This window comes from Pseudomonas sp. IAC-BECa141, from assembly GCF_020544405.1.
GTDB lineage: Bacteria > Pseudomonadota > Gammaproteobacteria > Pseudomonadales > Pseudomonadaceae > Aquipseudomonas.
Genome location: NZ_CP065410.1, coordinates 1817595 through 1839939 on the forward strand (window position 1 = coordinate 1817595; position 22345 = coordinate 1839939).

Here is a 22345-nt window from a genome sequence, read left to right on the forward strand (position 1 = left end):
ACAAGGGTCTAGGCTATGCCTGTCTGCCGGAGAATGCTTGTGTCCGTGTTTCGTTTGAGCCTTGCCTGCCTGATAGTTTTCACCGGCGCCGCCAGTGCCCGGGATTACACCTACAGTGATGCGCACCTGCATTACGTGGATTTTTTCCAGGAAACCGCCGGCATGCCGAAATTGCTGACGGCCATGAAGGAAAACTCCATCGAGCACGTGATGATTTCCGGCATTCCCGTGGCGAAGAAATGGCACGAAGACGAGCCGAAACGCCCGCGTTATTACGCAGGCGATGACGCCGATGCCTATTGGTACAGCGCGACTGACGTGATCGTCGCCGACGCGGTGCAGAAGCTCACGCCGGAGCAGCGCCAGTACTTTCACCCGTTTCTTTCAGGCTTCAACCCCAACGACAAGAACTCCGCCGCGCACATCCAGCGCATGCTCGATCTGTATCCCGGCTTGTGGCAGGGCATCGGCGAAGTCTTCACCCGTCACGACGACCTTACGGCGCTGACCTCCGGCGACACGCCACGTGCCAACAACGAAGCCATGACCCGCGTCTATCACCTGGCCGCCGAAAACGATCTGCCGGTGATGCTGCATTCCAACATCACCTCCAAGCGTGAGAAAAATCCGCTGTACCTGAAGGAAATCGAAGAGCCGCTGCGCAATCATCCGCACACCCGGTTCATCTGGGCGCATGCCGGTACCAGTGCCGAAATCCATCGTCATCAGACGCAGCTGGATTTTTTGCTGCCGACCCTTGCGCGAATGCTGGAGGCGTACCCGAACCTGTTCATCGATTTGTCGTGGAGCCTGCTGACGCCTTATCTGCTGGACGAAAAGGGTCAGCCGCGAGCGGAATGGGTGCAACTGGTGGAGCGTTATCCGGATCGCTTCATGATCGGTTCGGATGTGGTCGGGCGATTCAATAAACTCGGCAAGGAAATCCACGGCTTCAAGCCGTTTCTCGACGCCTTGCCGGAGGCGGTGGCGAAAAAAGTCGCGCGAGACAACTTCCTGGCGATCTTGCCGCGAACAGCGCTCAAGTCCGGCAAATCCGCGCTGAATCGTTAATGCCGATGGTTCGGAGTATCAAGGCTATTTGATATCACGTTTTGGTCTTACGCATTTTTCCAAAGGGCCGATACCTTCTAGAGCAACCAGCTGCAGGGTTGATGCAGCGCTTTTGGAAGGAACCAGAGCAATGAGTATCCGTAGTCTCAATATTGCGCCTCGGGCCGGCCTGGGTTTTGGGGTGCTGGCGCTGATGGTGTTTGCCCTTGGCGCGTTCGCCCTGTTGCAGATGTCGAACATGCGCGCGCAATCCGACGAGGTCGACAATAACTGGTTGCCCAGCGTGATGGCGGTGGGCGAGATGAGCCAGGACATGCTGCGCCTGCGCGCGCTGACCATGCGCCTGTTGCTCAATCGCGATCCGCAGGCGCTGGATCAGAATGTGGCCAAGCTCAACGATTTGCGCGGTGTGCTGAGCGAAGCCCAGCAGCGTTACGACATCCTGATCGTGCTGCCCGAAGAGCGCGAGCTGTTCGAGCGCTTCAAGGTCGCCGAACACAAATACCTGGAGCTTCAGGCGCAGGTGATGACGTTATCCGCTCAGGGACGAGTGGAGGAGGCGGCCGCCATTCTCAACGGGCAGATGAGCCCACTGGCGGATGATATTGCAGTGACCCTGCGGGAGCTGGTGGAACTGAATAAACACAACGCCAATCTCGCCACTGAGGCCGCACGGCTGGTGTTCACCAACTCGCGGGTGTGGGTCGGGGTGATGATCGGCATCACCGCGCTGATTACCATCGCGCTGGCGTTATTGCTGACCCGCAGCATCGTGCTGCCGCTGTCGCAATCGCTCGACGTCGCGCAAGTGGTGGCCAGTGGCGATCTGACCGGCGATATCAGCATTTGCGGCAAGGACGAACCGGCGCGGCTGCTCCACGCGCTCAAGAGCATGCAGCACAACCTGCGCGACACCATCCGCCGCATCTCGGAGTCCTCCAGTCAACTGGCTTCGGCCTCGGAAGAGTTGAGTTGCGTCACCGAGGACGCGACGCGAGGACTGCACCAGCAGAGTCTGGAAATTGAACAAGCCGCCACGGCAGTCAATCAGATGACCGCCGCCGTGGAAGAGGTGGCGAGCAATGCCGTCGCCACTTCAGAGGCTTCCCGTGAGTCTGATCGCATAGCCCAGCATGGCCGCGAGCAGGTGCAGCAGACAGTGTCGTCCATCGAGCTGCTGGCGGACGATGTCACTGCCAATGCCGCGCAGGTGGAAGATCTGGCGCAGAAGGTCTACAGCATCAGCAAGGTGCTGGATGTGATCCGCTCGATTGCCGAGCAAACCAATCTGTTGGCCCTGAACGCGGCAATCGAAGCCGCGCGGGCGGGGGATGCCGGACGGGGTTTTGCGGTGGTGGCGGACGAAGTGCGGGCGCTGGCCCATCGCACTCAGCAATCGACGCAGGAGATCGAGCAGATGATTGGCGGCATCCAGCAGGGCACCGATTCGGCGGTCAGCTCGATGCAGCAGAGCAACGTCCGGGCGCGCTCGACCCTGGAGCTGGCAAAGGCTGCTGGCGTGGCGCTGGAGGAAATCGCTTCGGCATTCACCTTGATCAACGAGCGCAATCTGGTGATCGCCAGTGCGTCGGAGGAGCAGGCTGCCGTGGCGCGGGAGGTCGATCGCAACCTGATGAATATTCGTGATCTGGCGATGCAGACGTCTGCGGGGGCCAATCAGACCAGTGCCGCGAGTCAGGAGCTGTCGCGGCTGGCGGTGGACCTGAACAGCATGGTCGCCAGGTTCTCGGTCTGATCACCGTTCGACAGGCGAAAAAAAGCCCCGCGTTTGCGGGGCTTTTTGATGTTGCGTCGGATCAACTGCCTTTGACCGTCTTGCCGTTGACCGTGCCGTCGAGGAGCATGATGTTGTACTCCTTGCCGTCGGTTTCGACCTGTTGCAGGCGAACCAGCAGGTAATCCCAGTCCTTGGCGAACCACAGGACAGTGATGCGCTTGCTTTGTGTCGGATCGCGGACGCGTTCGACCTTGATCGCATCGATCTGGCCGGCCTTGGTTTCGACTTTTTCCGAGCCCAGCACGCGGAAGTCGTAGGTATCGACTTCGCCATCATCGACGACCTGATAGCTCATGCTTTTCTTGCCGGCAGCCACATCATGCTGCAGCGCCAGCTGATAGGTGGATTTGTCGACCATGCCGCGGTTGAGCGGGATTTTCACCGCATCGCCGCGGTCGGTGCCGGTCACCAGCTTGTTGGCCCAGTCGAAGTCCAGGTCAGCTTTTTTCGCTTTGCCCAGGCCACCGCGTTCGAAGTGGTAGGACTGTGGCAGCAGGGTGTCCTTGTCCAGGGTCAGCGTGCTTTCCTCGGACAGGCTGGCAATCATCATCGACGCCTTGAAGCTGAGCTTCCAGACGCCGTTGGCTTCCTTGGTCAGGCTGCGTGAAGCGGTGCCGCTCATGGGCAGTTGCTTCCAGTCGGCGGTGTAGCTGGCGGAGAACGGTTGAAGGTCTGCCGCCTGGGCGAAAGGCAGGGCGAGCAGAGCGCAAGCGAAGAGCAGGGCGCGACGCATAAAATCTCCTAGTTTCGAATCAAGTGACCGCTGGCCCCGAGTAACTGGCCATCCAGTAAAGCACCTTGCTCGCCGAGGCTCAGCCGTCCTTCGGCGAACCAGCGTACGGCCATCGGGTAGATCAGGTGTTCCTGAATGTGAACCCGTTGCGCCAGACTTTGCGGCGAATCGTGCAACTCTACCGGTATTACTGCCTGTACGACCAGTGGTCCGCCATCGAGTTCCTCGGTGACGAAGTGCACGGAGCAGCCGTGTTCGGCATCGCCGGCCTCCAGCGCGCGCTGATGCGTGTGTAACCCTTTGTATTTGGGGAGCAGCGACGGGTGGATGTTGAGCAGGCGACCCTGGTAGTGACGGACGAAGTCAGCGCTGAGAATGCGCATGAAGCCGGCCAGTACCACGAGTTTGGGGTTGAATTCGTCGATCAGTTCGATCAGAGCGGTATCGAAGGCCTCGCGGCCCTCGAATCCCTTGTGATCCAGCGAGCGGGTGGCGATACCCGCGTCACTGGCGCGTTGCAGGCCGTAGGCGTCGGCGCGGTTGGAAATCACCGCAGCGATGCGGACCGGGCTGTCGCCGGTCCGCGTGCTGTCGATCAGGGCCTGCAAGTTACTGCCGGTGCCGGACAACAGCACCACGACATCACAGGTGTTTGGCATCAGTGAGCCTTGAGGTTCTTCAGTTCGACCTGAGCCGCGCCTTCGGCAGCGTCGGCGATCTGACCGATGACCCAAGGCTGCTCGCCGGCGTCACGCAGGGTGTTCAGGGCAACTTCAACGTGCTCTTGAGCCACGCAGATCACCATGCCCACGCCGCAGTTCAGCACGCGGTGCATTTCGGTTTCGTCGACGTTGCCTTTCTCTTGCAGCCAGTCGAAGACAGCCGGGCGGTTCCAGCTGGCCACGTCAACCACGGCCTGAGCGCCTTTTGGCAGGACGCGCGGGATGTTGTCGAGCAGACCGCCACCGGTGATGTGGGCCATGGCTTTGACCGCGCCGGTTTCCTTGATCAGCTTGAGCAGCGGCTTCACGTAGATGCGGGTCGGGGCCATCAGCAGTTCGGTCAGCGGCTTGCCGTCGAGCTGAACGCTTTCGATGTCGGCACCGGACACTTCGATGATCTTGCGGATCAGCGAGTAGCCGTTGGAGTGCGGGCCGGACGATGGCAGGGCGATCAGGGCATCACCGGTGGCGACTTTCGAGCCGTCGATGATTTCGGCTTTTTCCACGACGCCGACGCAGAAGCCGGCCAGATCGTAGTCTTCGCCTTCGTACATGCCAGGCATTTCAGCGGTTTCGCCGCCAACCAGCGAGCAGCCAGCCAGTTCGCAGCCTGCACCGATACCGGTAACCACGGTGGCGGCCACGTCGACGTTCAGCTTGCCGGTGGCGTAGTAGTCGAGGAAGAACAGCGGCTCGGCGCCGCACACCACCAGATCGTTGACGCACATGGCGACCAGATCCTGGCCGATGCTGTCGTGCTTGTTCAGGTTCAGCGCCAGGCGCAGCTTGGTGCCGACGCCGTCAGTACCGGAAACCAGCACCGGTTGTTTGTAACCGGCCGGGATCTCGCAGAGGGCGCCGAAACCGCCCAGGCCGCCCATGACTTCCGGGCGCGCAGTGCGCTTGGCGACGCTCTTGATGCGTTCGACCAATGCTTCACCGGCGTCGATGTCTACACCGGCGTCCTTGTAGCTCAGGGAGGGTTGCTTGCTCATGATCCAGGCCTTTAGGGGAGGGGATTCAGGGGTAACGACCGAGTTCAGCGGGAACGCCGAATCCGACAGGGGCGATTGCCTCACGCGAAGTTCGGGGTGCCCGGCTGTTGCCGGTCTGCGAAGGCGCGCGATTTTATCAGGCTTGAGGGGCAGCGGCCATCCTCACGCCGACGGGCAGGGGCATATCGGTGGAAAAATTTTGCAATTGACACTGTGGGTGACATCACGGGTGCCTGTATAAGGAACCGTCTATCGTTAGGACTGTGCGAAAACTTACCGACCGCTTGTGAATGTTTTGCGACGGCCTGTGGTCACAGGCTTGCAGAACGGTTCACGCGGCCTGTTCCAGCCGCTCTTGTCGACGGGAATTCTCCATGCGTTTTTGTAAATTGCTGTTAGTGGGTGGCTTGTCTCTGATCAGCCTGGCGAGTCAGGCCGAAAATCTCAAAAGTCTTTATCAGGTGCGCGAACCGGTCACTGGCCAGTCGCCAGAGGAACGTGATCGTGCCACCCAGGCCGCGCTGGATACGCTGGTGCTGCGCCTGACCGGCGACCCGAAAGCCCCGCAGAACCCGGGGCTGGCGCCGGTTCGCAAGGATCCACAGCAGATCATGAGCCAGTTCGGTTTCGATGCCGGGCCGCCGGAAGTGCTGAAAGTCGATTTCGATCCGGGAACCACCGAGCAGGCGTTGCGCCGTGCCGGACTGGCGCTGTGGGGTGCCAACCGGCCCTCGATCCTGAGCTGGTGGCTGAATGATTCGACCGAGGGCTCGAGCCTGGTCGGCGACGGTCAGGCCAGTGCCGCGCCTTTGCGTCGCGCCGCTCAGCACCGTGGGTTGCCGTTGCGCCTGCCGCTGGCGGACTTGAGCGAGCAATTGGTTGCCACGGCACCCGCGCTTGAGGGTGCTGACCCGGCGCCATTGCGCAACGCTTCCGAACGCTACAACGCAGACGCTTTGCTCGCCGTGCATGCCCGCGAAGAAGGCGGGCAATGGCAAGCCAAATGGCAGCTGTGGCTCGGCGACAAAAAAGAGGCGGGCAATGTGCAGGGCGCGGATCAGGCCGCCGTGGCCGATGCAGTGATGCTGGCGGTGACTGAACGGTTGGCGCCACGCTTTGTAGCCAAGCCGGGTGCGTCCGGCCAGCAGACCCTGGAAGTGCAGGGCATGAATCTGGAGCACTACGCGGCGCTGTTGCGGTTACTCGAACCGTTTGGCGTGCGTCTGCAGAGTGTCGATGCCGATCGCATTCTGTATCGGGTCAATGGCAGCGCCGATCAGTTGCGAGCGCAGTTGTCGCTGGCGAAGTTGCAGGAACTGCCGGCCGAGGCGCCCGCTCCGGTGGCTGCGCCGCAACCTGCGGTCGCCGGGACGCCGCCAGTCGTTGCGCCGACGCCGACACCGGCGGCGCCGTCGTTGCGGTTCCGCTGGTAGATTTTCTTTCTTATATATAAGCAATGGAGTGTTACATGGCCGATACGCGGCGTTGGTTCTGGCTCGGTGGGGTGCTCCTGCTTTGCGCGTTTGTCTGGTTGCTGCATCCGATTCTCACGCCGTTCCTGGTGGCGCTGCTGCTCGCCTATCTGTTCGATCCGCTCGTCGATCGTCTGGAGCGCCTGGGGCTGTCGCGCACCTGGGGTGTGATTGCGGTGTTCGCCTTGTTCACCCTGATCGTCACCGCATTGTTGCTGGTGCTGGTGCCGATGCTCGCCAGGCAATTGCTGCGGCTGTACGAACTGGCGCCACAAATGCTCGACTGGTTGCAGCACACTGCTGTGCCATGGGCGCAATCGAAACTGGGGTTGTCGGACGGCTTCTGGAAGTTCGACAAGGTCAAGGCCGCGATCAGCGAACACATGGGTCAGACCACCGACATCGTCGGTGTGGTGCTGAGTCAGGCGACGGCGTCGAGTCTGGCGCTGATCGGCTGGCTGGCAAATCTGGTGCTGATCCCGGTGGTGAGCTTTTACCTGCTGCGTGACTGGGACGTGATGATGGCCAAGATCCGTGGTCTGCTGCCCCGTGATCGCGAAGAGCGTGTGGTGGCGCTGGCGGGTGAGTGCCATGAAGTGCTGGGCGCGTTCGTGCGCGGGCAGTTGCTGGTGATGCTGGCGCTGGGCGTGATTTATGCGGCGGGCTTGATGATTGTCGGGCTGGAGCTGGGTCTGTTGATCGGTCTGATCGCGGGGCTGGCGGCGATTGTGCCGTACATGGGGTTCGTGATCGGTATCGGTGCGGCGTTGATTGCCGGGTTGTTCCAGTTCGGTGGCGATCTGTATCCAATGATCGGCATCGTGGCGGTGTTCATGGTCGGTCAGGCCCTGGAAGGCATGGTGCTGACGCCCTTGCTGGTGGGGGACCGGATCGGCCTGCACCCGGTGGCGGTGATCTTTGCGATTCTGGCCGGTGGCGAGCTGTTCGGCTTCACTGGTGTGCTGCTGGCATTGCCGGTGGCGGCGGTGATCATGGTGCTGGTGCGGCATGTCCACGATCTGTACAAGGATTCGGACATCTATAGCGGGGCGGATGAGCCGGAGTTGTAATCGTGACGTGCGGGCCGCCCGGTGGATTACCGGGTTGGCCCGTCTCATGCAGGCCATGGCGCCAAAGAAACTGTCATAAAACCAGCACGTTAACGCAAACCTTTGATTTTGCTTGGGGTCTGTCGCATTGTGCGCTCCGCTTCACGGGTATAAACTTCGCTCACTTTACACAGAGGCCACTAACGGTTCCTTGGGAACTGTTCAGTCAGCATGAAACCGATTCAGCTGCCCCTAGGTGTGCGTCTGCGTGACGACGCCACCTTCATCAACTACTACCCAGGCGCCAATGCCGCTGCACTCGGCTATGTCGAGCGTCTATGCGAAGCCGACGCCGGCTGGACCGAAAGCCTGATCTATCTGTGGGGCAAGCACGGGGTGGGGCGTACGCATCTGTTGCAGGCCGCGTGCCTGCGCTTCGAACAGATGGGCGAGCCGGCGGTGTACCTGCCGCTGGCCGAGTTGATGGATCGCGGCATCGAAATTCTCGACAACCTCGAACAGTACGAACTGGTCTGCCTGGACGACTTGCAGGTGATTGCCGGCAAGGCGGACTGGGAAGAGGCGATGTTTCATCTGTTCAACCGTCTGCGTGACAGCGGTCGCCGTTTGCTGATCGCCGCCTCGACCTCGCCGCGTGAACTGCCGATCAAGCTTGCCGACCTGAAATCGCGCCTGACCCTGGCGCTGATTTTCCAGATGCGTCCTCTCTCCGATGAAGACAAATTGCGTGCCCTGCAATTGCGCGCATCCCGTCGTGGTCTGCACCTGACCGACGAGGTCGGGCATTTTATTCTGACTCGCGGTACCCGCAGCATGAGCGCGCTTTTCGATCTGCTGGAACAGCTCGATCAGGCCTCTTTGCAGGCTCAGCGCAAGCTGACCATTCCCTTCCTGAAAGAAACCCTGGGCTGGTAAAACCGGGGCTTTCAGCCGGTTTCGGCATATTTCAGGCGCCAGAAAACCCGCTTTCCAGTGCGTTGCGCAGGCTGCGTCTCGATTCAAATAGGCTTAAGCGCTTAGATGTTAACGAGAAACCGGGAAGTCACAAAAAGATCGATTGAATTTGCAAATGAGGCTGATAGCGGGCATAGTCTCGGCTTCTTTACAACTATCAGCCACGGTCGTGCCCATGCTAAAGCGCTTCGCACCCCTCGTGCCTCTCGCACTCGTCACCCTGTTGTTCGGTTGCGCTGCTCATTCACCTGTTAATCAAGAGCAGCAACAACAGGCTAAAAATTCCGCCACCGCCCAGTCTTCCGTTATTTACCAGGAAGAGCTGGACACCGAAAAAGAACTCGCCGACTTCAACGGCAAGAAGCCTTACCAGCTTCCGGTTCTGGCCGACAGCATCCTCGAACGCGGCATGTCCCTGATCGGTACCCGTTACCGTTTCGGCGGTACCTCTGAAGCCGGTTTCGATTGCAGCGGTTTCATCGGCTACCTGTTCCGCGAAGAAGCCGGCATGAACCTGCCGCGCTCCACCCGCGAAATGATCAACGTTGATGCGCCACTGGTTTCGCGCAGCAACCTCGAGCCGGGCGACCTGCTGTTCTTCGCCACCAATGGTCGTCGCGGTCGTGTAAGCCACGCCGGGATCTACCTGGGCGACAACCAGTTCATCCACTCCAGCTCTCGTCGCAGCGGCGGTGTTCGCATCGACAGCCTGGGCGACAGCTACTGGAGCAAGACCTTCATCGAAGCCAAGCGCGCTTTGGCGAACGCTCCAACCGTGGTTACCGCTCGCAAGTAACTACGCATTTGTCGCCACGCTCGTGGCGTCAAAGCGGCCTTTCAGAGGCAATAGACCTAAACTTTACAAGGTGAAGTTAAAGTCTTACTTGAAGTTTGCCGCGTAGCCGCTAGAATCCTGATCTATATTGATGGCAAACCGCCTGCGTTCCACCGCAGGCGGTTTTGTTTTCTGTCGAATCGGCAGTCAAAGCCTCAGCCAGATCAGGATGTTCTGCATATGACGATGTCGGCCCGCTTTGCCTTGATGTTCTTCGCTGCGCTGCTCAGCGCCTGCGCCAGCCGCACTCCGCCGCCTGCACCGGTGGTTCGCGCTCCGATCGTGTTCGGATCCTCCCAGGCCTTTTCACCCGCTGCCGAAGACGTGCTGTTTCGCGCGCTCGGGCTGGTGGGCACGCCTTATCGCTGGGGTGGCAACACGCCGGATTCGGGCTTCGATTGCAGCGGTCTGATCGGTTTCGTCTACCGTGATGCCGCCGGTATCAGCCTGCCGCGTTCGACCCGCGAGATGATCGTCATGCAGGCGCCGAATGTCGGCAAGGAAGGGCTGCAAACCGGCGACCTGATCTTCTTCGCCACCAACGGCGGCTCTCAGGTCAGTCATGCAGGGATCTACGTCGGGGAAGGGCGCTTCGTGCATGCCCCGGCCACCGGCGGTACGGTGAAGCTGGACAGCCTGTCGAAAGCGTATTGGCAGAAAGCCTATCTGAGCGCCAAGCGCGTTCTGCAGCCGGAGCACCTGGCACATAACCCGTAGCCCAGATACATAAAAACCCGTGGGAGTCGAACGACTCCCACGGGTTTTTTAATGCCTGCAATACGTTAGCGGGTCGCTGACACCCGCCACACCTTGTTCCCCACGTCATCGGCTACCAGCAATCCACCTTGTTGGTCGATCACCACGCCGACCGGGCGACCCAAAGCGTTCTCGTCCTTGTCCAGGAAACCGGTCAGCACATCCACTGGCGTGCCGCTCGGCTTGCCAGCGGCGAACGGCACGAAGATCACCTTGTAGCCACTGTGCGGTTTGCGGTTCCACGAGCCGTGCTGACCGATGAATGCACCTTCCTTGAACTGCGCCGGCAGGCGATTGCCTTCGGCGAAGGTCAGGCCCAGTGATGCGGTGTGCGGGCCGACGGCGTAGTCGGGGGCGATGGCCTTGGCCACCATGTCCGGTCGCTGTGGTTCCACGCGCACGTCGATGTGCTGGCCGTAGTAGCTGAACGGCCAGCCATAGAAACCACCGTCCTTGACCGAAGTGATGTAGTCCGGCACCAGATCGCTGCCGATTTCGTCGCGCTCGTTGACGGCTGTCCACAGCGCGCCGGTTTGTGGCTCCCAGGCCAGGCCGTTGGGATTACGGATGCCCGAGGCAAAGATCCGGTGATTGCCAGTGGCGCGGTCCACTTCCCAGATCGCCGCACGACCTTCTTCCTGATCGAGGCCGTTTTCACCGACGTTGCTGTTCGAGCCGACGGTGACGTACAGCTTGCTGCCGTCCTTGCTGGCGATGACGTTCTTGGTCCAGTGGTGGTTGAGCGTGCCGCCCGGCAAGTCCACGACCTTGATCGGCTGGCTCTTGATTTCGGTCGCGCCGGGCTCGTAGTTGAAGCGCAACAGGCGATCGGTATCGGCCACGTACAGATCGTTGCCGACCAGAGTCATGCCGAACGGCGAGTTGAGGTTCTGCAGGAACACCGTGCGGGTCTCGGCCACGCCATCATGATCGGCATCGCGCAGCAGGGTGATGCGGTTCGGGCTGGGGACACCGGCACCCGCGCGGCCCATGACTTTTTTCATCACCCAGCCGCGAATGCCCTTGCTGTCGTCCGGTTTCGGCGGAGCGTTGGTTTCCGCCACCAGCACGTCGCCATTGGGCAGTACATACAGCCAACGCGGATGATCGAGATTTTCGGCGAAGGCTGCCACCTGAGTACCTGCCGCTGCCGTCGGTTTCGCGCCGGCCGGCCAGCCGATGGCCGGGGCGATGTTCACCGTCGGAATCAGGGTCTTGTTCGGTTCGGGCAGTTTCGGTGACGGGCCAGTGCCGTCGGAGACTTGCAGGCTGGAGGATTCACCACAGGCGGCGAGCCCTCCGGCGAGCACGATGACGAAAACGAGCTGGGGCTTGCGCATTGCTGATCTTCCCTATGAATGCATTCTTAGTCATAGAGAAGCGCACAAGCCCGATGGTTCAACCCTCAGCCGCGGGCTTCCTTGAAAAGCACGGCAATGCCGGGGTGATAGTTGCCGGCTTCGCTGCGCAATTTGCGGTAGGCGTAGGGAAAGTACCAGGCGACGGCGCAGGTGTGTTCCTTTTGCAGGTCGTCGACCATGTCCTGCAACTCTTCCGGGCTGGCGCTGTGCTGGGCTTTTTGCGGGGCGACGAACAGGCAGCCGAGTTTCAGGTCGCTGGCGTAGCTGATGCGCCTGGCGTCGCTGGTGATATCCACCAAAGCCTGCGTCAGATTCAGGTTGGTGACACGCGGCCAGCGTTGAGTGGCCTGGATGAAGGCGCGATCTTCGGCGCCAGCAATGAACAGGTCGGCGCGGGCATTGCGCTCGCCTTCTTCGTTTTGTTTGCGGGTGGCGGTGTCGCTCAAGGTCACCAATTCGGCCATCCAGGCAGCGGCGGACAGCAGGCCGAGGTTGGCTTTTTCGTCGTGCCAGTAAGGAGTGTCATTGTCGCCGCGCACGGCGTTGTAGCGGTCGATACAGTCAAACCAGCGTTCCAGCACCGGGCGCAGGAATTCCAGCCGCGGATTGCTGATGATCATGCCTTGCATGGTGCTCTCCCTTGTTATTGTGATGTGCTCTCTGCAGTCAAAAAGCATGGCTCTTTGATATCACTGCTGACAGTGTGGCACAAGATTGGCGTCAGTTAATTGATCAGCGGCAGTTATTCGCCGCACGAGACCCTCTTCAATTGACGCTCCACCCCCAACCCTCTAACCTTCGCGGCTTGTTTCAGGTGCTCTGTGGCGCATGTCGACAGAGTGAAACAGGGAAGCCGGTGAGGCGGGTCTCCAAGTGATGAACCCTCACGATCCCGGCGCTGCCCCCGCAACGGTAAATGAGTAAAAGCTGCGTCTGATGCCACTGCGTAAAAGCGGGAAGGCGCGCAGCCAGGCGCAAACCGCTCATGAGCCCGGAGACCGGCCTGATCCATCCAGCGGCATCACGGTGGGCGATGCCAGGCTTGTTGCCGTCTATTCTTGTGCCTGCCCGCCGTTATCCAGCCTCAACGGAGAGCTCCCCCATGACTGATTCCCCCGAACGCGACGAGCGCCACCTGGCGCGCATGCAGCGCAAAAAAGCCGTGATCGACGAGCGCATCGCCAATTCGCCGGACGAATGTGGCCTGGTTCTGGTGCTGACCGGCAATGGCAAAGGCAAAAGCAGCTCGGCGTTCGGCATGCTCGCCCGCGCCATGGGCCACGGCATGCAGTGTGGTGTGGTGCAGTTCATCAAGGGCCGCAACAGTACTGGCGAAGAGCTTTTCTTTCGTCGTTTCCCCGAGCAAGTGCGCTTCCATGTAATGGGCGAGGGCTTCACCTGGGAAACACAGGACCGTCAGCGTGACATCGCCGCCGCCGAAGCGGCCTGGGCAGTCTCCCGCGAGCTGCTGCGTGATCCGTCGATCGGTCTGGTGGTGCTCGATGAACTGAACATCGCCCTCAAGCACGGTTACCTCGATCTGGATCAGGTGCTCAGCGATCTGCAGGCCCGTCCGCCGATGCAGCATGTGATCGTCACCGGTCGCGCCGCCAAACCGGAAATGCTCGAGATGGGCGACACTGTTACCGAAATGGGCATGATCAAGCACGCCTTCCAGGCCGGCATCAAAGCGCAGAAAGGCGTCGAACTTTGAATCAACCACGTCACTGCCCGGCGGTCCTGATCGCCGCGCCGGCTTCCGGTCAGGGCAAGACCACCGTCACCGCCGCGCTGGCCCGTTTGCATCGCAATCAGGGGCGCAAGGTTCGCGTGTTCAAATGCGGCCCGGACTTTCTCGACCCGATGATCCTCGAGCGCGCCAGCGGTGCGCCGGTCTATCAACTGGACATGTGGATGGTCGGCGAGCAGGAAAGTCGACGCCTGTTGTGGGAAGCCGCCGCCGAAGCCGATCTGATTCTGATTGAGGGCGTGATGGGCTTGTTCGACGGCACGCCGTCGAGCGCCGATCTGGCCCGGCATTTCGGCGTGCCGGTACTCGGCGTGATCGACGGCACCGCGATGGCCCAGACCTTCGGCGCATTGGCCCTGGGACTGGCGCGCTATCAGCCGGACTTGCCGTTCGCCGGCGTGCTGGCCAACCGTGTCGGCACCGTGCGTCATGCGCAGTTGCTCGAAGGCAGCCTCACCGAAGGCCTGCGCTGGTACGGCGCGTTGTCCCGGGAAACCGGGATCGAACTGCCGAGCCGCCATCTCGGTCTGGTGCAGGCCAGCGAACTCAATGACCTCGACGTGCGCCTCGACGCCGCCGCCGAAGCGCTGGCCGGCACTTGCGAGGTAGCGCTGCCACCGGCCGTGGAGTTCGCCGCGCCTGAAATCGGCAAGACCGAAAGGCTGCTCGAAGGCGTGCGAATCGCTGTCGCTCGCGACGAAGCTTTCGCCTTTACCTACGGCGCCAGTCTCGACTTGCTTCGGGCGATGGGCGCCGAATTGAGTTTCTTCTCGCCGATCCGCGATAGGCAATTGCCCGACGCCGACAGCTTGTACCTGCCCGGCGGCTATCCGGAATTGCACCACGTTGCCTTGTCGCAGAACGCCGACATGCTCAAAGCGATCCGCGCGCACCATGCGGCCGGCAAACCGCTGCTCGCCGAATGTGGCGGCATGCTGTACCTGCTCGACTCGCTGACTGATGTCGAAGGCACCCGCGCTGATCTGGTCGGCCTGCTGAGTGGCGACGCCGTGATGCAAAAGCGCCTCGCCGCGCTGGCGCTGCAAGAAGTCGACTTGCCGGAAGGCCAGTTGCGCGGCCACACCTATCACCATTCCCTGACCACCACCGAACTGACGCCAATCGCCCGTGGCCACAGCCCCAATGGCGGGCGCGGCGCGGAAGCGGTTTACAGGCAAGGGCGGATGACCGCCTCGTACGTGCATTTCTATTTCCCGTCCAATCCTGCAGCTATCGCAATATTATTTGCGCCGGACCATAAGGCCCCCATCGCTGGCAAGCCAGCTCCCACAGTGGGCGGTGTGATGTCTGAAGAAACGCAATCCGTTGTGGGAGCTGGCTTGCCAGCGATGGGGCCATGACCGACAACGCCTTCACTGACGCCGAGCGCGAAGCGGTCTACCGCGCCATCGCCGAACGCCGCGACATGCGCCACTTCTGCGGTGGCACGGTCGAGCCGGAACTGTTGCGCCGATTGCTTGAGGCTGCACATCAGGCACCGAGCGTCGGCCTGATGCAGCCGTGGCGCTTCATCCGCATCAGCGACCGCGCCTTGCGTGGCCAGATCCAGAACCTTGTTGAAGAAGAACGCGTGCGCACCGCCGAAGCCCTCGGCGAGCGCAGCGACGAGTTCATGAAGCTCAAGGTCGAAGGCATCAGCGACTGCGCCGAAGTGCTGGTGGCTGCGTTGATGGACGATCGCGAACGACACATTTTTGGCCGCCGTACGCTGCCGGAAATGGACATGGCGTCGCTGTCCTGCGCGATCCAGAACCTGTGGCTGGCCGCGCGTGCCGAAGGCCTGGGCATGGGCTGGGTGTCGCTGTTCGAGCCGCAGGCACTGGCCGATCTGCTGAAACTGCCGGCCGGGGCCAAGCCGCTGGCGGTGCTTTGCCTGGGGCCGGTCAAGAAATTCTATCCGGCGCCGATGCTGGTACTCGAAGGTTGGGCGCAGGAGCGTCCGCTCAATGAGTTGCTGTATGAAAATTTCTGGGGAGTGAGTCAATGAGTGTGGCGTTGTTGAGTGTCGCCGCAGTTGCGCTGGATGCGCTGCTGGGTGAGCCGAAGCGCTGGCATCCGCTGGTGGCGTTCGGCAATTTCGCCGGGCGCATCGAGCAACGTTTCAACAGCGCCGGTCGTGGTTGGCGCAGCCATGGCGTCACCGCGTGGGTGATCGCGGTGTTGCCGCTGACCCTGCTGGCCACCGCGTTGTCCTGGGCGCCGTATGTGGGCTGGATCGTCGAGATTCTTGCGCTGTATTGCGCCCTCGGCATGCGCAGCCTGGGTGAGCACGTCGAGCCGGTCGCCAAGGCCCTGCGCAGCGATGATCTGGAGGAGGCGCGCAAGCGTGTGGGTTATCTGGTCAGTCGACAGACCGATGAGCTGGACAGCACCGCCGTCGCCCGGGCCGCCACCGAATCGGTACTGGAAAACGGTAGCGATGCGGTGTTCGCCGCGCTGTTCTGGTTTGTCGTGGCCGGTGCGCCGGGCGTGGTGCTTTATCGTCTGAGCAATACACTTGATGCGATGTGGGGCTATCGCAACGAGCGCTTCGAGCGATTCGGCTGGGCGGCGGCAAAAATCGACGACATCCTCAACTACATTCCTGCGCGGCTGGTGGCGTTGACCTACGCGCTGCTGGGCAAGACCCGACTCGCGTTGAAATGCTGGCGCACTCAGGCGCCGAAATGGGACAGCCCGAACGCCGGCCCGGTGATGGCTGCCGGCGCAGGTGCCTTGGGCGTCGAGCTGGGTGGCCCGGCGATCTACCACGGCGAGCTGCACGAGCGTCCGCAACTGGGCGAGGGCGCGCCGGCGGATGCCGATTCCATTGATCGCGGCTGGCAATTGGTCCGGCGCGGGGTATGGTTATGGCTGCTGATTCTCTGCGTGGGGGCTGAATTCTATGCTTGAGCACGGTGGCCGGTTGCGCAGGGCGGCGCTCGAATACGGTATCGCGGAAGAAGACTGGCTCGACCTGTCCACAGGCCTGGCGCCGTGGCCGTTTCCGGTCCCGGAGATTCCGCTGCGAGCCTGGGCACGTTTGCCGGAGAACGATGACGGTCTGGAGCAGGCTGCCTGCGATTACTATGGGGCCAACAGTTTGCTACCGGTGGCCGGTTCACAGATGGCCATTCAGTTGTTGCCGCGATTGCGCCGGGCCGGCAAGGTCGGCGTGCTGTCGCCATGTTACGCCGAGCATGCCGAAGCCTGGCGGCGCAGTGGTTACATCGTGCGTGAGGTGCTGGAGCAGGAAGTCGATTTCTTTCTCGACAGTCTCGACGTCCTGGTAGTCGTCAATCCGAACAATCCAACAGGCCTGAATCTGACCCCGGCGCGTTTGCTCGACTGGCATGCGCGGCTGGCCCAGCGCGGTGGCTGGCTGGTGGTCGACGAAGCGTTCATGGACAACACACCGCAGCTGAGTCTCGCCCCCCATGCGCATCAAGTGGGGTTGATCGTGCTGCGCTCGTTCGGCAAGTTTTTTGGTCTGGCCGGTGTGCGGCTGGGGTTCGTGCTGGCCGAGCGCAAGTTGCTCCGGTTGCTGGCCGAACAGGTCGGGCCCTGGGCAGTCAGCGGGCCGACGCGTGTGCTGGGGCAGGCCTGTCTGCGCGACACCGAAGGCCATACGCGTCAGCGCATTCGCAGCGACGAGGCCAGCGAGCGGCTGGCTGCGCTGCTCGAACGTTATGGCTTCAAACCGCAAGGCGGCTGCGCGCTGTTTCAGTGGTTGATCACCGAACAGGCCGCCGCGCTGCATGAATTCATGGCTCGACGCGGCATTCTTCTGCGCCTGTTCGCGCACAACAGCAGCCTGCGATTCGGGTTGCCCGCCGATGCCGCGGACGAGGCGCGCCTTGAGCAAGCCCTGCAAGCATTCGCCAAGCATTGCTCCAAGGAAAAAACCGCATGACCACATTGATGGTGCAGGGCACCACCTCCGATGCCGGCAAAAGCACGCTGGTGACGGCACTGTGCCGCTGGGCGACCCGTCAGGGCGTTGCCGTGGTGCCGTTCAAACCGCAGAACATGGCGCTCAACAGCGCGGTGACTGCCGACGGCGGCGAGATCGGCCGCGCGCAAGCGGTGCAGGCCCAGGCGGCGTTTCTCGAACCGCACACCGACATGAACCCGGTGCTGCTCAAGCCCAACAGCGACACTGGTGCCCAGGTCATCATCCACGGCCGTGCGGTCACCAGCATGAACGCCGTCGCCTATCACGACTACAAAGCCATCGCCATGCAGGCCGTGCTCGCTTCCCATGAGCGCTTGAGCGCCGCGTATCCGCTGGTGATGGTCGAAGGCGCAGGCTCGCCGGCAGAGATCAATCTGCGCGCCGGCGACATCGCCAACATGGGCTTCGCCGAAGCGGTGGACTGCCCGGTGCTGTTGATCGCCGACATCAATCGTGGCGGCGTGTTTGCCCATCTGGTAGGCACGCTGGAACTGCTGTCGCCGAGCGAGCAGGCGCGAGTCAAGGGCTTCATCATCAACCGTTTTCGCGGCGACATCGCCTTGCTGCAACCGGGCCTCGACTGGCTGGAACAGCGCACCGGAAAACCGGTGGTGGGCGTGCTGCCGTATGTGATGGATCTGCATCTGGAGGCCGAGGACGGCATTGATCAGCGTCAGACTGACAAGGTCGAGCAAGTCCTGAAAGTAGTGGTGCCGGTGTTGCCGCGCATCAGCAACCACACCGATTTCGATCCGCTGCGTCTGCATCCTCAGGTGGATCTGCAATTCTTCGGCCCGGGGCAGGCGATTCCGCCGGCCGACCTGATCATTCTGCCGGGCTCGAAAAGCGTGCGCAGCGATCTGGCCTATCTGCGCGCCAATGGCTGGGAGACCGCCATCAGCCGGCATTTGCGCTATGGCGGCAAGTTGCTGGGGATTTGCGGCGGTCTGCAAATGCTCGGCGAGCAGGTGCACGATCCGTTGGGCCTGGAAGGCGCGCCGGGTTCCAGCGCCGGTCTGGGGTTGCTGGCGTTTGAAACGCAGCTCGAAGCCGAAAAACAGTTGCGCAATGTGCGCGGGCGTCTGGCGCTGGAAGATGCCGAGGTCAGTGGCTATGAAATTCATGCGGGCGTGACGACGGGAGCGGCGCTGGAAAATGCGGCTGTGCGTCTGGACGACGGTCGCTGCGACGGCGCGCAAAGTCTCGACGGGCAGATTTTCGGCACTTACCTGCACGGCCTGTTCGAATCGCCGGCGGCCAGTGCGGCCCTGTTGCGCTGGGCCGGACTGAGCGATGTGCAGGAGGTGGATTATCACGGCCTGCGCGAACGCGATATCGAGCGGCTGGCGGATCTGGTGGAAAAACATCTGGACACTGATTTGTTGCGTCAACTCTGTGGAATGTGATTTGCCCATGCCGGCCCCTTCGCGAGCGAGCTCGCTCCCACATTGAAATGCGTTCCATTGTGGGAGCGAGCTTGCTCGCGAAGACGGTAGCTGTAGCACTGATATTTATAGGATTTATCCATGCTCCAACTGATCCTCGGCGGCGCCCGCTCCGGCAAAAGTCGCCTGGCCGAAAAACTCGCCACTGACAGCGCGCTGGCCGTCACTTACATCGCCACCAGCCAGCCGCTGGATGGCGAGATGAATGAACGCGTCGCCCATCATCGCGCGCGGCGTCCAGCCGAGTGGGCGTTGATCGAAGAGCCGCTGGAGCTGGCTCGGGTGCTGCGCGAAACCGCCAGCCCCGACCGTTGCCTGCTGGTGGATTGCCTGACCCTGTGGCTGACCAATCTGCTGATGCTCGAAGACGTCGAACGCCTCGCCGCCGAACGCGAAGCGTTGCTTGAATGCCTGGCGTCGCTGCCGGGTGAAATCATTTTTGTCAGCAACGAGACCGGAATGGGTGTCGTGCCGCTGGGCGAATTGACTCGCCGCTACGTCGATGAAGCCGGTTGGCTGCATCAAGCTCTGGCCGAGCGTTGTCAGCGAGTCGTCCTGACGGTCGCCGGCCTGCCCCTGACTTTGAAAGGACCTGCGTTATGACCCAAGCCTGGTGGCTGAATCCGTGCAAACCGGTGGATGCGCAAGCCGTTGAAAGCGCGGCGGCGCGTCAGCAGCAATTGACCAAACCCGCCGGTTCCCTCGGGCAGCTCGAATCGGTGGCGGTGCAACTGGCCGGATTGCAGGGCCGGATCAAGCCGAACCTCGATCAGGTCTGGATCACGATTTTTGCCGGCGACCACGGCGTTGTCGCCGAAGGCGTTTCTGCGTTTCCGCAGGAAGTCACCGGGCAGATGCTGCTGAACTTCGTCAGCGGCGGCGCGGCGATCAGCGTGCTGGCGCGGCAACTCGGCGCGCAGCTGGAAGTGGTGGATCTGGGCACCGTGACCCCGTCGTTGAACCTGCCAGGTGTGCGTCACCTGAACATCGGTCCGGGCACGGCGAATTTCGCCAAGGGCGCAGCGATGACTCGGGCCCAGGGCGAACTCGCCTTGCAGGGCGGCCGCGACAGCGTGCTGCGCGCGAAGGCGGCGGGCGCGCAATTGTTCATCGGCGGTGAAATGGGCATTGGCAACACTACCGCCGCCAGTGCGCTGGCTTGTGCTTTGCTGGATTGCCCGGTGGCGCACCTGACCGGCCCCGGCACCGGGCTGAATGCCGAAGGCGTCAGCCATAAGGCGCAGGTGATCGAGCGGGCGCTGGCGCTGCATGCGGCACAGCGCGGTGATGCGTTGCAGACCCTGTTCAATCTCGGCGGCTTCGAGATTGCAGCGTTGGTTGGCGCGTATCTGGCGTGTGCTCAGGAAGGTGTGGCGGTGCTGGTGGACGGTTTCATCTGCACGGTCGCCGCGTTGGTGGCGGTACGCCTGAATCCGGCCTGCCGTGAATGGTTGCTGTTCGGTCATCGCGGTGCGGAGCCGGGCCATCGCCATGTGCTGGAAACCCTTGGCGCTGAACCGCTGCTCGAACTGGCTCTGCGTCTGGGGGAGGGTAGTGGTGCGGCGCTGGCAGTGCCGTTGTTGCGTCTGGCCTGCGACCTGCACGGCCAGATGGCGACCTTCGCCGAAGCGGCGGTGGCGGATCGCCCGGCATGATTTTGCGTCTGGACCTCCTGCGCCACGGTGAAACCGAGCTCGGCGGCGGCCTGCGCGGCAGTCTTGACGATGCGCTGACCGAAAAAGGCTGGGCGCAAATGCGCGAAGCGGTGATCGGAAAAGGGCCGTGGGATCGGCTGGTCAGCTCGCCCTTGCAGCGTTGCGCGCGATTCGCTGAGGAGTTGAGCGCGCAGCGGGATCTGCCGGTATCTCAGGACAAAAATCTGCAGGAGCTGCATTTCGGTGCCTGGGAAGGGCAGAGTGCGGCGGCGTTGATGGAAACCGATGCCGAGGCGCTGGGTCTGTTCTGGGCGGATCCCTACGGGTTTACCCCGCCGCAGGGTGAGCCGGTCAGCGATTTCTCTGCAAGGGTGCTGGCGGCGGTGATGCGACTGCACGCGGCACACGCCGGCGAGCGGGTGTTGCTGGTCAGTCATGGCGGCGTCATCCGTCTGCTGCTGGCGCGGGCCCGTGGTTTGCCCCGTGAACAACTGCTCAATGTCGAAGTCGCTCATGGCGCACTGTTTTCGCTGATCGTCTCGGCTGATGGTTCGCTCAAGGAGGTGTGCTGACATGCTGCCTCTGTGGATCGCCCTGCAATTTCTCAGCAGCCTGCCGATTCGTCTGCCGGGCATGCCGACCCCTGAACAGCTCGGCCGCTCGCTACTGTTTTATCCGCTGGTGGGGTTGTTGTTCGGTGTGATTCTCTGGGCGCTCAACCTTGCGCTGGCGGGCGCGCCGTTGCTGCTGCATGCGGCGCTGTTGCTGACGGTGTGGGTGCTGCTCAGCGGCGCGTTGCACCTTGATGGCCTGGCGGACAGCGCCGATGCGTGGCTCGGCGGTTTCGGTGATCGCGAGCGCACGCTGACGATTATGAAGGATCCGCGCAGCGGGCCGATCGCCGTAGTGACGCTGGTGCTGGTGTTGCTGCTCAAGTTCGCCGCGTTGCTGGCCTTGATCGAGCAGAAGCAGGGTATGGCGTTGATCGTCGTGCCGCTGATTGGCCGAGCGGCGCTGCTCGGGCTGTTCCTCACCACTGCCTATGTGCGGGCCGGTGGATTGGGGCAGGCGCTGGCCGATCATCTGCCGCGCAAGACGGGTTGGCAGGTGCTGGCGCTGAGTGCAGCGGCATGTGTGGTGATCGCCGGGCTTAACGCGGTCGTGGCGTTGTTGCTGGCGGTCGTCGTGTTCATCTGGCTAAGGCATCTGATGGTGCGGCGACTGGGCGGAACCACGGGCGATACGGCGGGTGCGTTGCTGGAATTATTGGAGATGTCGGTGCTGGTCGGGCTGGCTTTGTTTTGATCTGTAACTTGATTTAACAGACTTGCGGGTATATACACGCATCATGCTTCCTTCTCAGTGTTTGTGCACCAACCTGCGACGCGCCGCCCGTGGCGTCAGCAGGCATTACGACGGCGCTCTCGACGGCTTCGGGATCAACGTTGCCCAGTATTCTTTGCTGTGCAATCTGCAGCGCCTGGATCAACCGAGCATTTCCGAACTGGCCGAAGCGATGGGGCTGGATCGCAGCACCCTCGGGCGCAATCTGCGGGTGCTGGAAGGCGAAGGGCTGGTGGCGCTGGCCGAGGGCGAAGACATGCGCAACCGCATCGTCCGGCTCACCGAAACCGGTGCGCAACGACTGGCAGCGGCTTTGCCGGCCTGGGAAGCGGCGCAGCAGCGGTTGATCGACCGACTGGGTGCCGAGAAGCGTGAAACCTTGCTGCGGCTGTTGGATGAACTGGCCTGAGGGCCGGTTTTTCCGAATCT

Annotated in this window: 23 protein-coding genes and 1 riboswitch; of the genes, 18 read left to right on the forward strand and 5 right to left on the reverse strand. The window is 62.1% G+C overall.

Annotated elements, in window-relative coordinates:
• Positions 1–33: 33 nt before the first annotated feature.
• Both I5961_RS08255 and I5961_RS08260 read left to right on the forward strand, forming a co-directional pair.
• Positions 34–1071: an amidohydrolase family protein gene (locus I5961_RS08255; protein ID WP_371918975.1), complete on the forward strand. Its 1038-nt coding sequence runs from the start codon at positions 34–36 to the stop codon at positions 1069–1071.
• 130 nt (positions 1072–1201) lie between these two features.
• Complete coding sequence (locus tag I5961_RS08260; RefSeq protein WP_227234883.1) at positions 1202–2827, forward strand: methyl-accepting chemotaxis protein; 1626 nt, start codon at positions 1202–1204, stop codon at positions 2825–2827.
• Positions 2828–2888: 61 nt separating this feature from the next.
• Here I5961_RS08260 and I5961_RS08265 read toward each other — a convergent pair whose 3' ends face one another.
• From I5961_RS08265 to purM, 3 genes are read right to left on the reverse strand one after another with little or no spacing between them, the layout of a single operon-like run.
• Positions 2889–3602, reverse strand: coding sequence for a DUF3108 domain-containing protein (locus I5961_RS08265; RefSeq protein ID WP_085699349.1), 714 nt, complete (start codon positions 3600–3602; stop codon positions 2889–2891).
• A gap of 8 nt (positions 3603–3610) precedes the next feature.
• Entirely contained in the window at positions 3611–4261 is a 651-nt protein-coding gene (gene purN / locus I5961_RS08270) for a phosphoribosylglycinamide formyltransferase (RefSeq protein ID WP_085703373.1), read from the reverse strand.
• Entirely contained in the window at positions 4261–5319 is a 1059-nt protein-coding gene (gene purM / locus I5961_RS08275) for a phosphoribosylformylglycinamidine cyclo-ligase (RefSeq protein ID WP_085703374.1), read from the reverse strand. Before purM ends, purN begins: the two co-directional genes overlap by 1 nt.
• A 374-nt stretch (positions 5320–5693) precedes the next feature.
• On the opposite strand from purM, the gene I5961_RS08280 reads away from it, so the two are divergent.
• The 5 genes from I5961_RS08280 to I5961_RS08300 all read left to right on the forward strand — a co-directional run bounded on the left by I5961_RS08280 (position 5694) and on the right by I5961_RS08300 (position 10367).
• A complete protein-coding gene (locus I5961_RS08280) occupies positions 5694–6752 on the forward strand; it encodes a DUF2066 domain-containing protein (RefSeq protein WP_085699342.1) in 1059 nt (352 codons plus the stop codon).
• 35 nt (positions 6753–6787) lie between these two features.
• Positions 6788–7861, forward strand: coding sequence for an AI-2E family transporter (locus I5961_RS08285; protein ID WP_085699340.1), 1074 nt, complete (start codon positions 6788–6790; stop codon positions 7859–7861).
• Between the two features lie 210 nt (positions 7862–8071).
• Positions 8072–8776 (forward strand): DnaA regulatory inactivator Hda, encoded by a 705-nt coding sequence (gene hda, locus I5961_RS08290; RefSeq protein WP_007950396.1) that lies wholly within the window; start codon positions 8072–8074, stop codon positions 8774–8776.
• A gap of 214 nt (positions 8777–8990) precedes the next feature.
• Positions 8991–9611 (forward strand): C40 family peptidase, encoded by a 621-nt coding sequence (locus I5961_RS08295; protein WP_007950397.1) that lies wholly within the window; start codon positions 8991–8993, stop codon positions 9609–9611.
• Between the two features lie 219 nt (positions 9612–9830).
• Positions 9831–10367, forward strand: a complete 537-nt coding sequence (locus tag I5961_RS08300) for a C40 family peptidase (protein ID WP_011333136.1) — start codon at positions 9831–9833, stop codon at positions 10365–10367.
• A gap of 65 nt (positions 10368–10432) precedes the next feature.
• On the opposite strand, the gene I5961_RS08305 is transcribed toward I5961_RS08300, so the two are convergent.
• Positions 10433–11746 (reverse strand): PQQ-dependent sugar dehydrogenase, encoded by a 1314-nt coding sequence (locus I5961_RS08305; RefSeq protein ID WP_085699336.1) that lies wholly within the window; start codon positions 11744–11746, stop codon positions 10433–10435.
• Positions 11747–11811: 65 nt separating this feature from the next.
• A complete protein-coding gene (locus I5961_RS08310; protein ID WP_085699334.1) occupies positions 11812–12396 on the reverse strand; it encodes a hypothetical protein in 585 nt (194 codons plus the stop codon).
• Between the two features lie 166 nt (positions 12397–12562).
• Positions 12563–12789, forward strand: a riboswitch (cobalamin riboswitch).
• 80 nt (positions 12790–12869) lie between these two features.
• Here I5961_RS08310 and cobO point away from each other — a divergent pair.
• The 11 genes from cobO to I5961_RS08365 all read left to right on the forward strand — a co-directional run bounded on the left by cobO (position 12870) and on the right by I5961_RS08365 (position 22325).
• The gene (cobO, locus tag I5961_RS08315; protein ID WP_085699332.1) at positions 12870–13481 is read left to right on the forward strand and encodes a cob(I)yrinic acid a,c-diamide adenosyltransferase; all 612 of its coding nucleotides are present in this window, start codon (positions 12870–12872) and stop codon (positions 13479–13481) included.
• Positions 13478–14878 (forward strand): cobyrinate a,c-diamide synthase, encoded by a 1401-nt coding sequence (locus I5961_RS08320; RefSeq protein WP_085699330.1) that lies wholly within the window; start codon positions 13478–13480, stop codon positions 14876–14878. Before cobO ends, I5961_RS08320 begins: the two co-directional genes overlap by 4 nt.
• Positions 14875–15525, forward strand: a complete 651-nt coding sequence (gene bluB, locus I5961_RS08325) for a 5,6-dimethylbenzimidazole synthase (protein WP_227234885.1) — start codon at positions 14875–14877, stop codon at positions 15523–15525. The genes I5961_RS08320 and bluB overlap by 4 nt, the downstream gene beginning before the upstream one ends.
• Positions 15522–16430, forward strand: a complete 909-nt coding sequence (gene cbiB, locus I5961_RS08330) for an adenosylcobinamide-phosphate synthase CbiB (protein WP_227234887.1) — start codon at positions 15522–15524, stop codon at positions 16428–16430. The genes bluB and cbiB overlap by 4 nt, the downstream gene beginning before the upstream one ends.
• Positions 16423–17430, forward strand: a complete 1008-nt coding sequence (cobD, locus tag I5961_RS08335) for a threonine-phosphate decarboxylase CobD (protein WP_085699324.1) — start codon at positions 16423–16425, stop codon at positions 17428–17430. Before cbiB ends, cobD begins: the two co-directional genes overlap by 8 nt.
• Positions 17427–18878 (forward strand): cobyric acid synthase, encoded by a 1452-nt coding sequence (locus tag I5961_RS08340; RefSeq protein ID WP_227234888.1) that lies wholly within the window; start codon positions 17427–17429, stop codon positions 18876–18878. The genes cobD and I5961_RS08340 overlap by 4 nt, the downstream gene beginning before the upstream one ends.
• A 120-nt stretch (positions 18879–18998) precedes the next feature.
• Positions 18999–19520, forward strand: a complete 522-nt coding sequence (cobU, locus tag I5961_RS08345) for a bifunctional adenosylcobinamide kinase/adenosylcobinamide-phosphate guanylyltransferase (RefSeq protein ID WP_227234889.1) — start codon at positions 18999–19001, stop codon at positions 19518–19520.
• Positions 19517–20572, forward strand: a complete 1056-nt coding sequence (gene cobT / locus I5961_RS08350; protein ID WP_227234891.1) for a nicotinate-nucleotide--dimethylbenzimidazole phosphoribosyltransferase — start codon at positions 19517–19519, stop codon at positions 20570–20572. Before cobU ends, cobT begins: the two co-directional genes overlap by 4 nt.
• The gene (gene cobC, locus I5961_RS08355; RefSeq protein ID WP_227234893.1) at positions 20569–21144 is read left to right on the forward strand and encodes an alpha-ribazole phosphatase family protein; all 576 of its coding nucleotides are present in this window, start codon (positions 20569–20571) and stop codon (positions 21142–21144) included. The genes cobT and cobC overlap by 4 nt, the downstream gene beginning before the upstream one ends.
• 1 nt (position 21145) lies before the next feature.
• Complete coding sequence (locus I5961_RS08360; RefSeq protein ID WP_227234895.1) at positions 21146–21877, forward strand: adenosylcobinamide-GDP ribazoletransferase; 732 nt, start codon at positions 21146–21148, stop codon at positions 21875–21877.
• Between the two features lie 43 nt (positions 21878–21920).
• Positions 21921–22325 (forward strand): MarR family winged helix-turn-helix transcriptional regulator, encoded by a 405-nt coding sequence (locus I5961_RS08365; protein ID WP_007950413.1) that lies wholly within the window; start codon positions 21921–21923, stop codon positions 22323–22325.
• Positions 22326–22345: the final 20 nt, after the last annotated feature.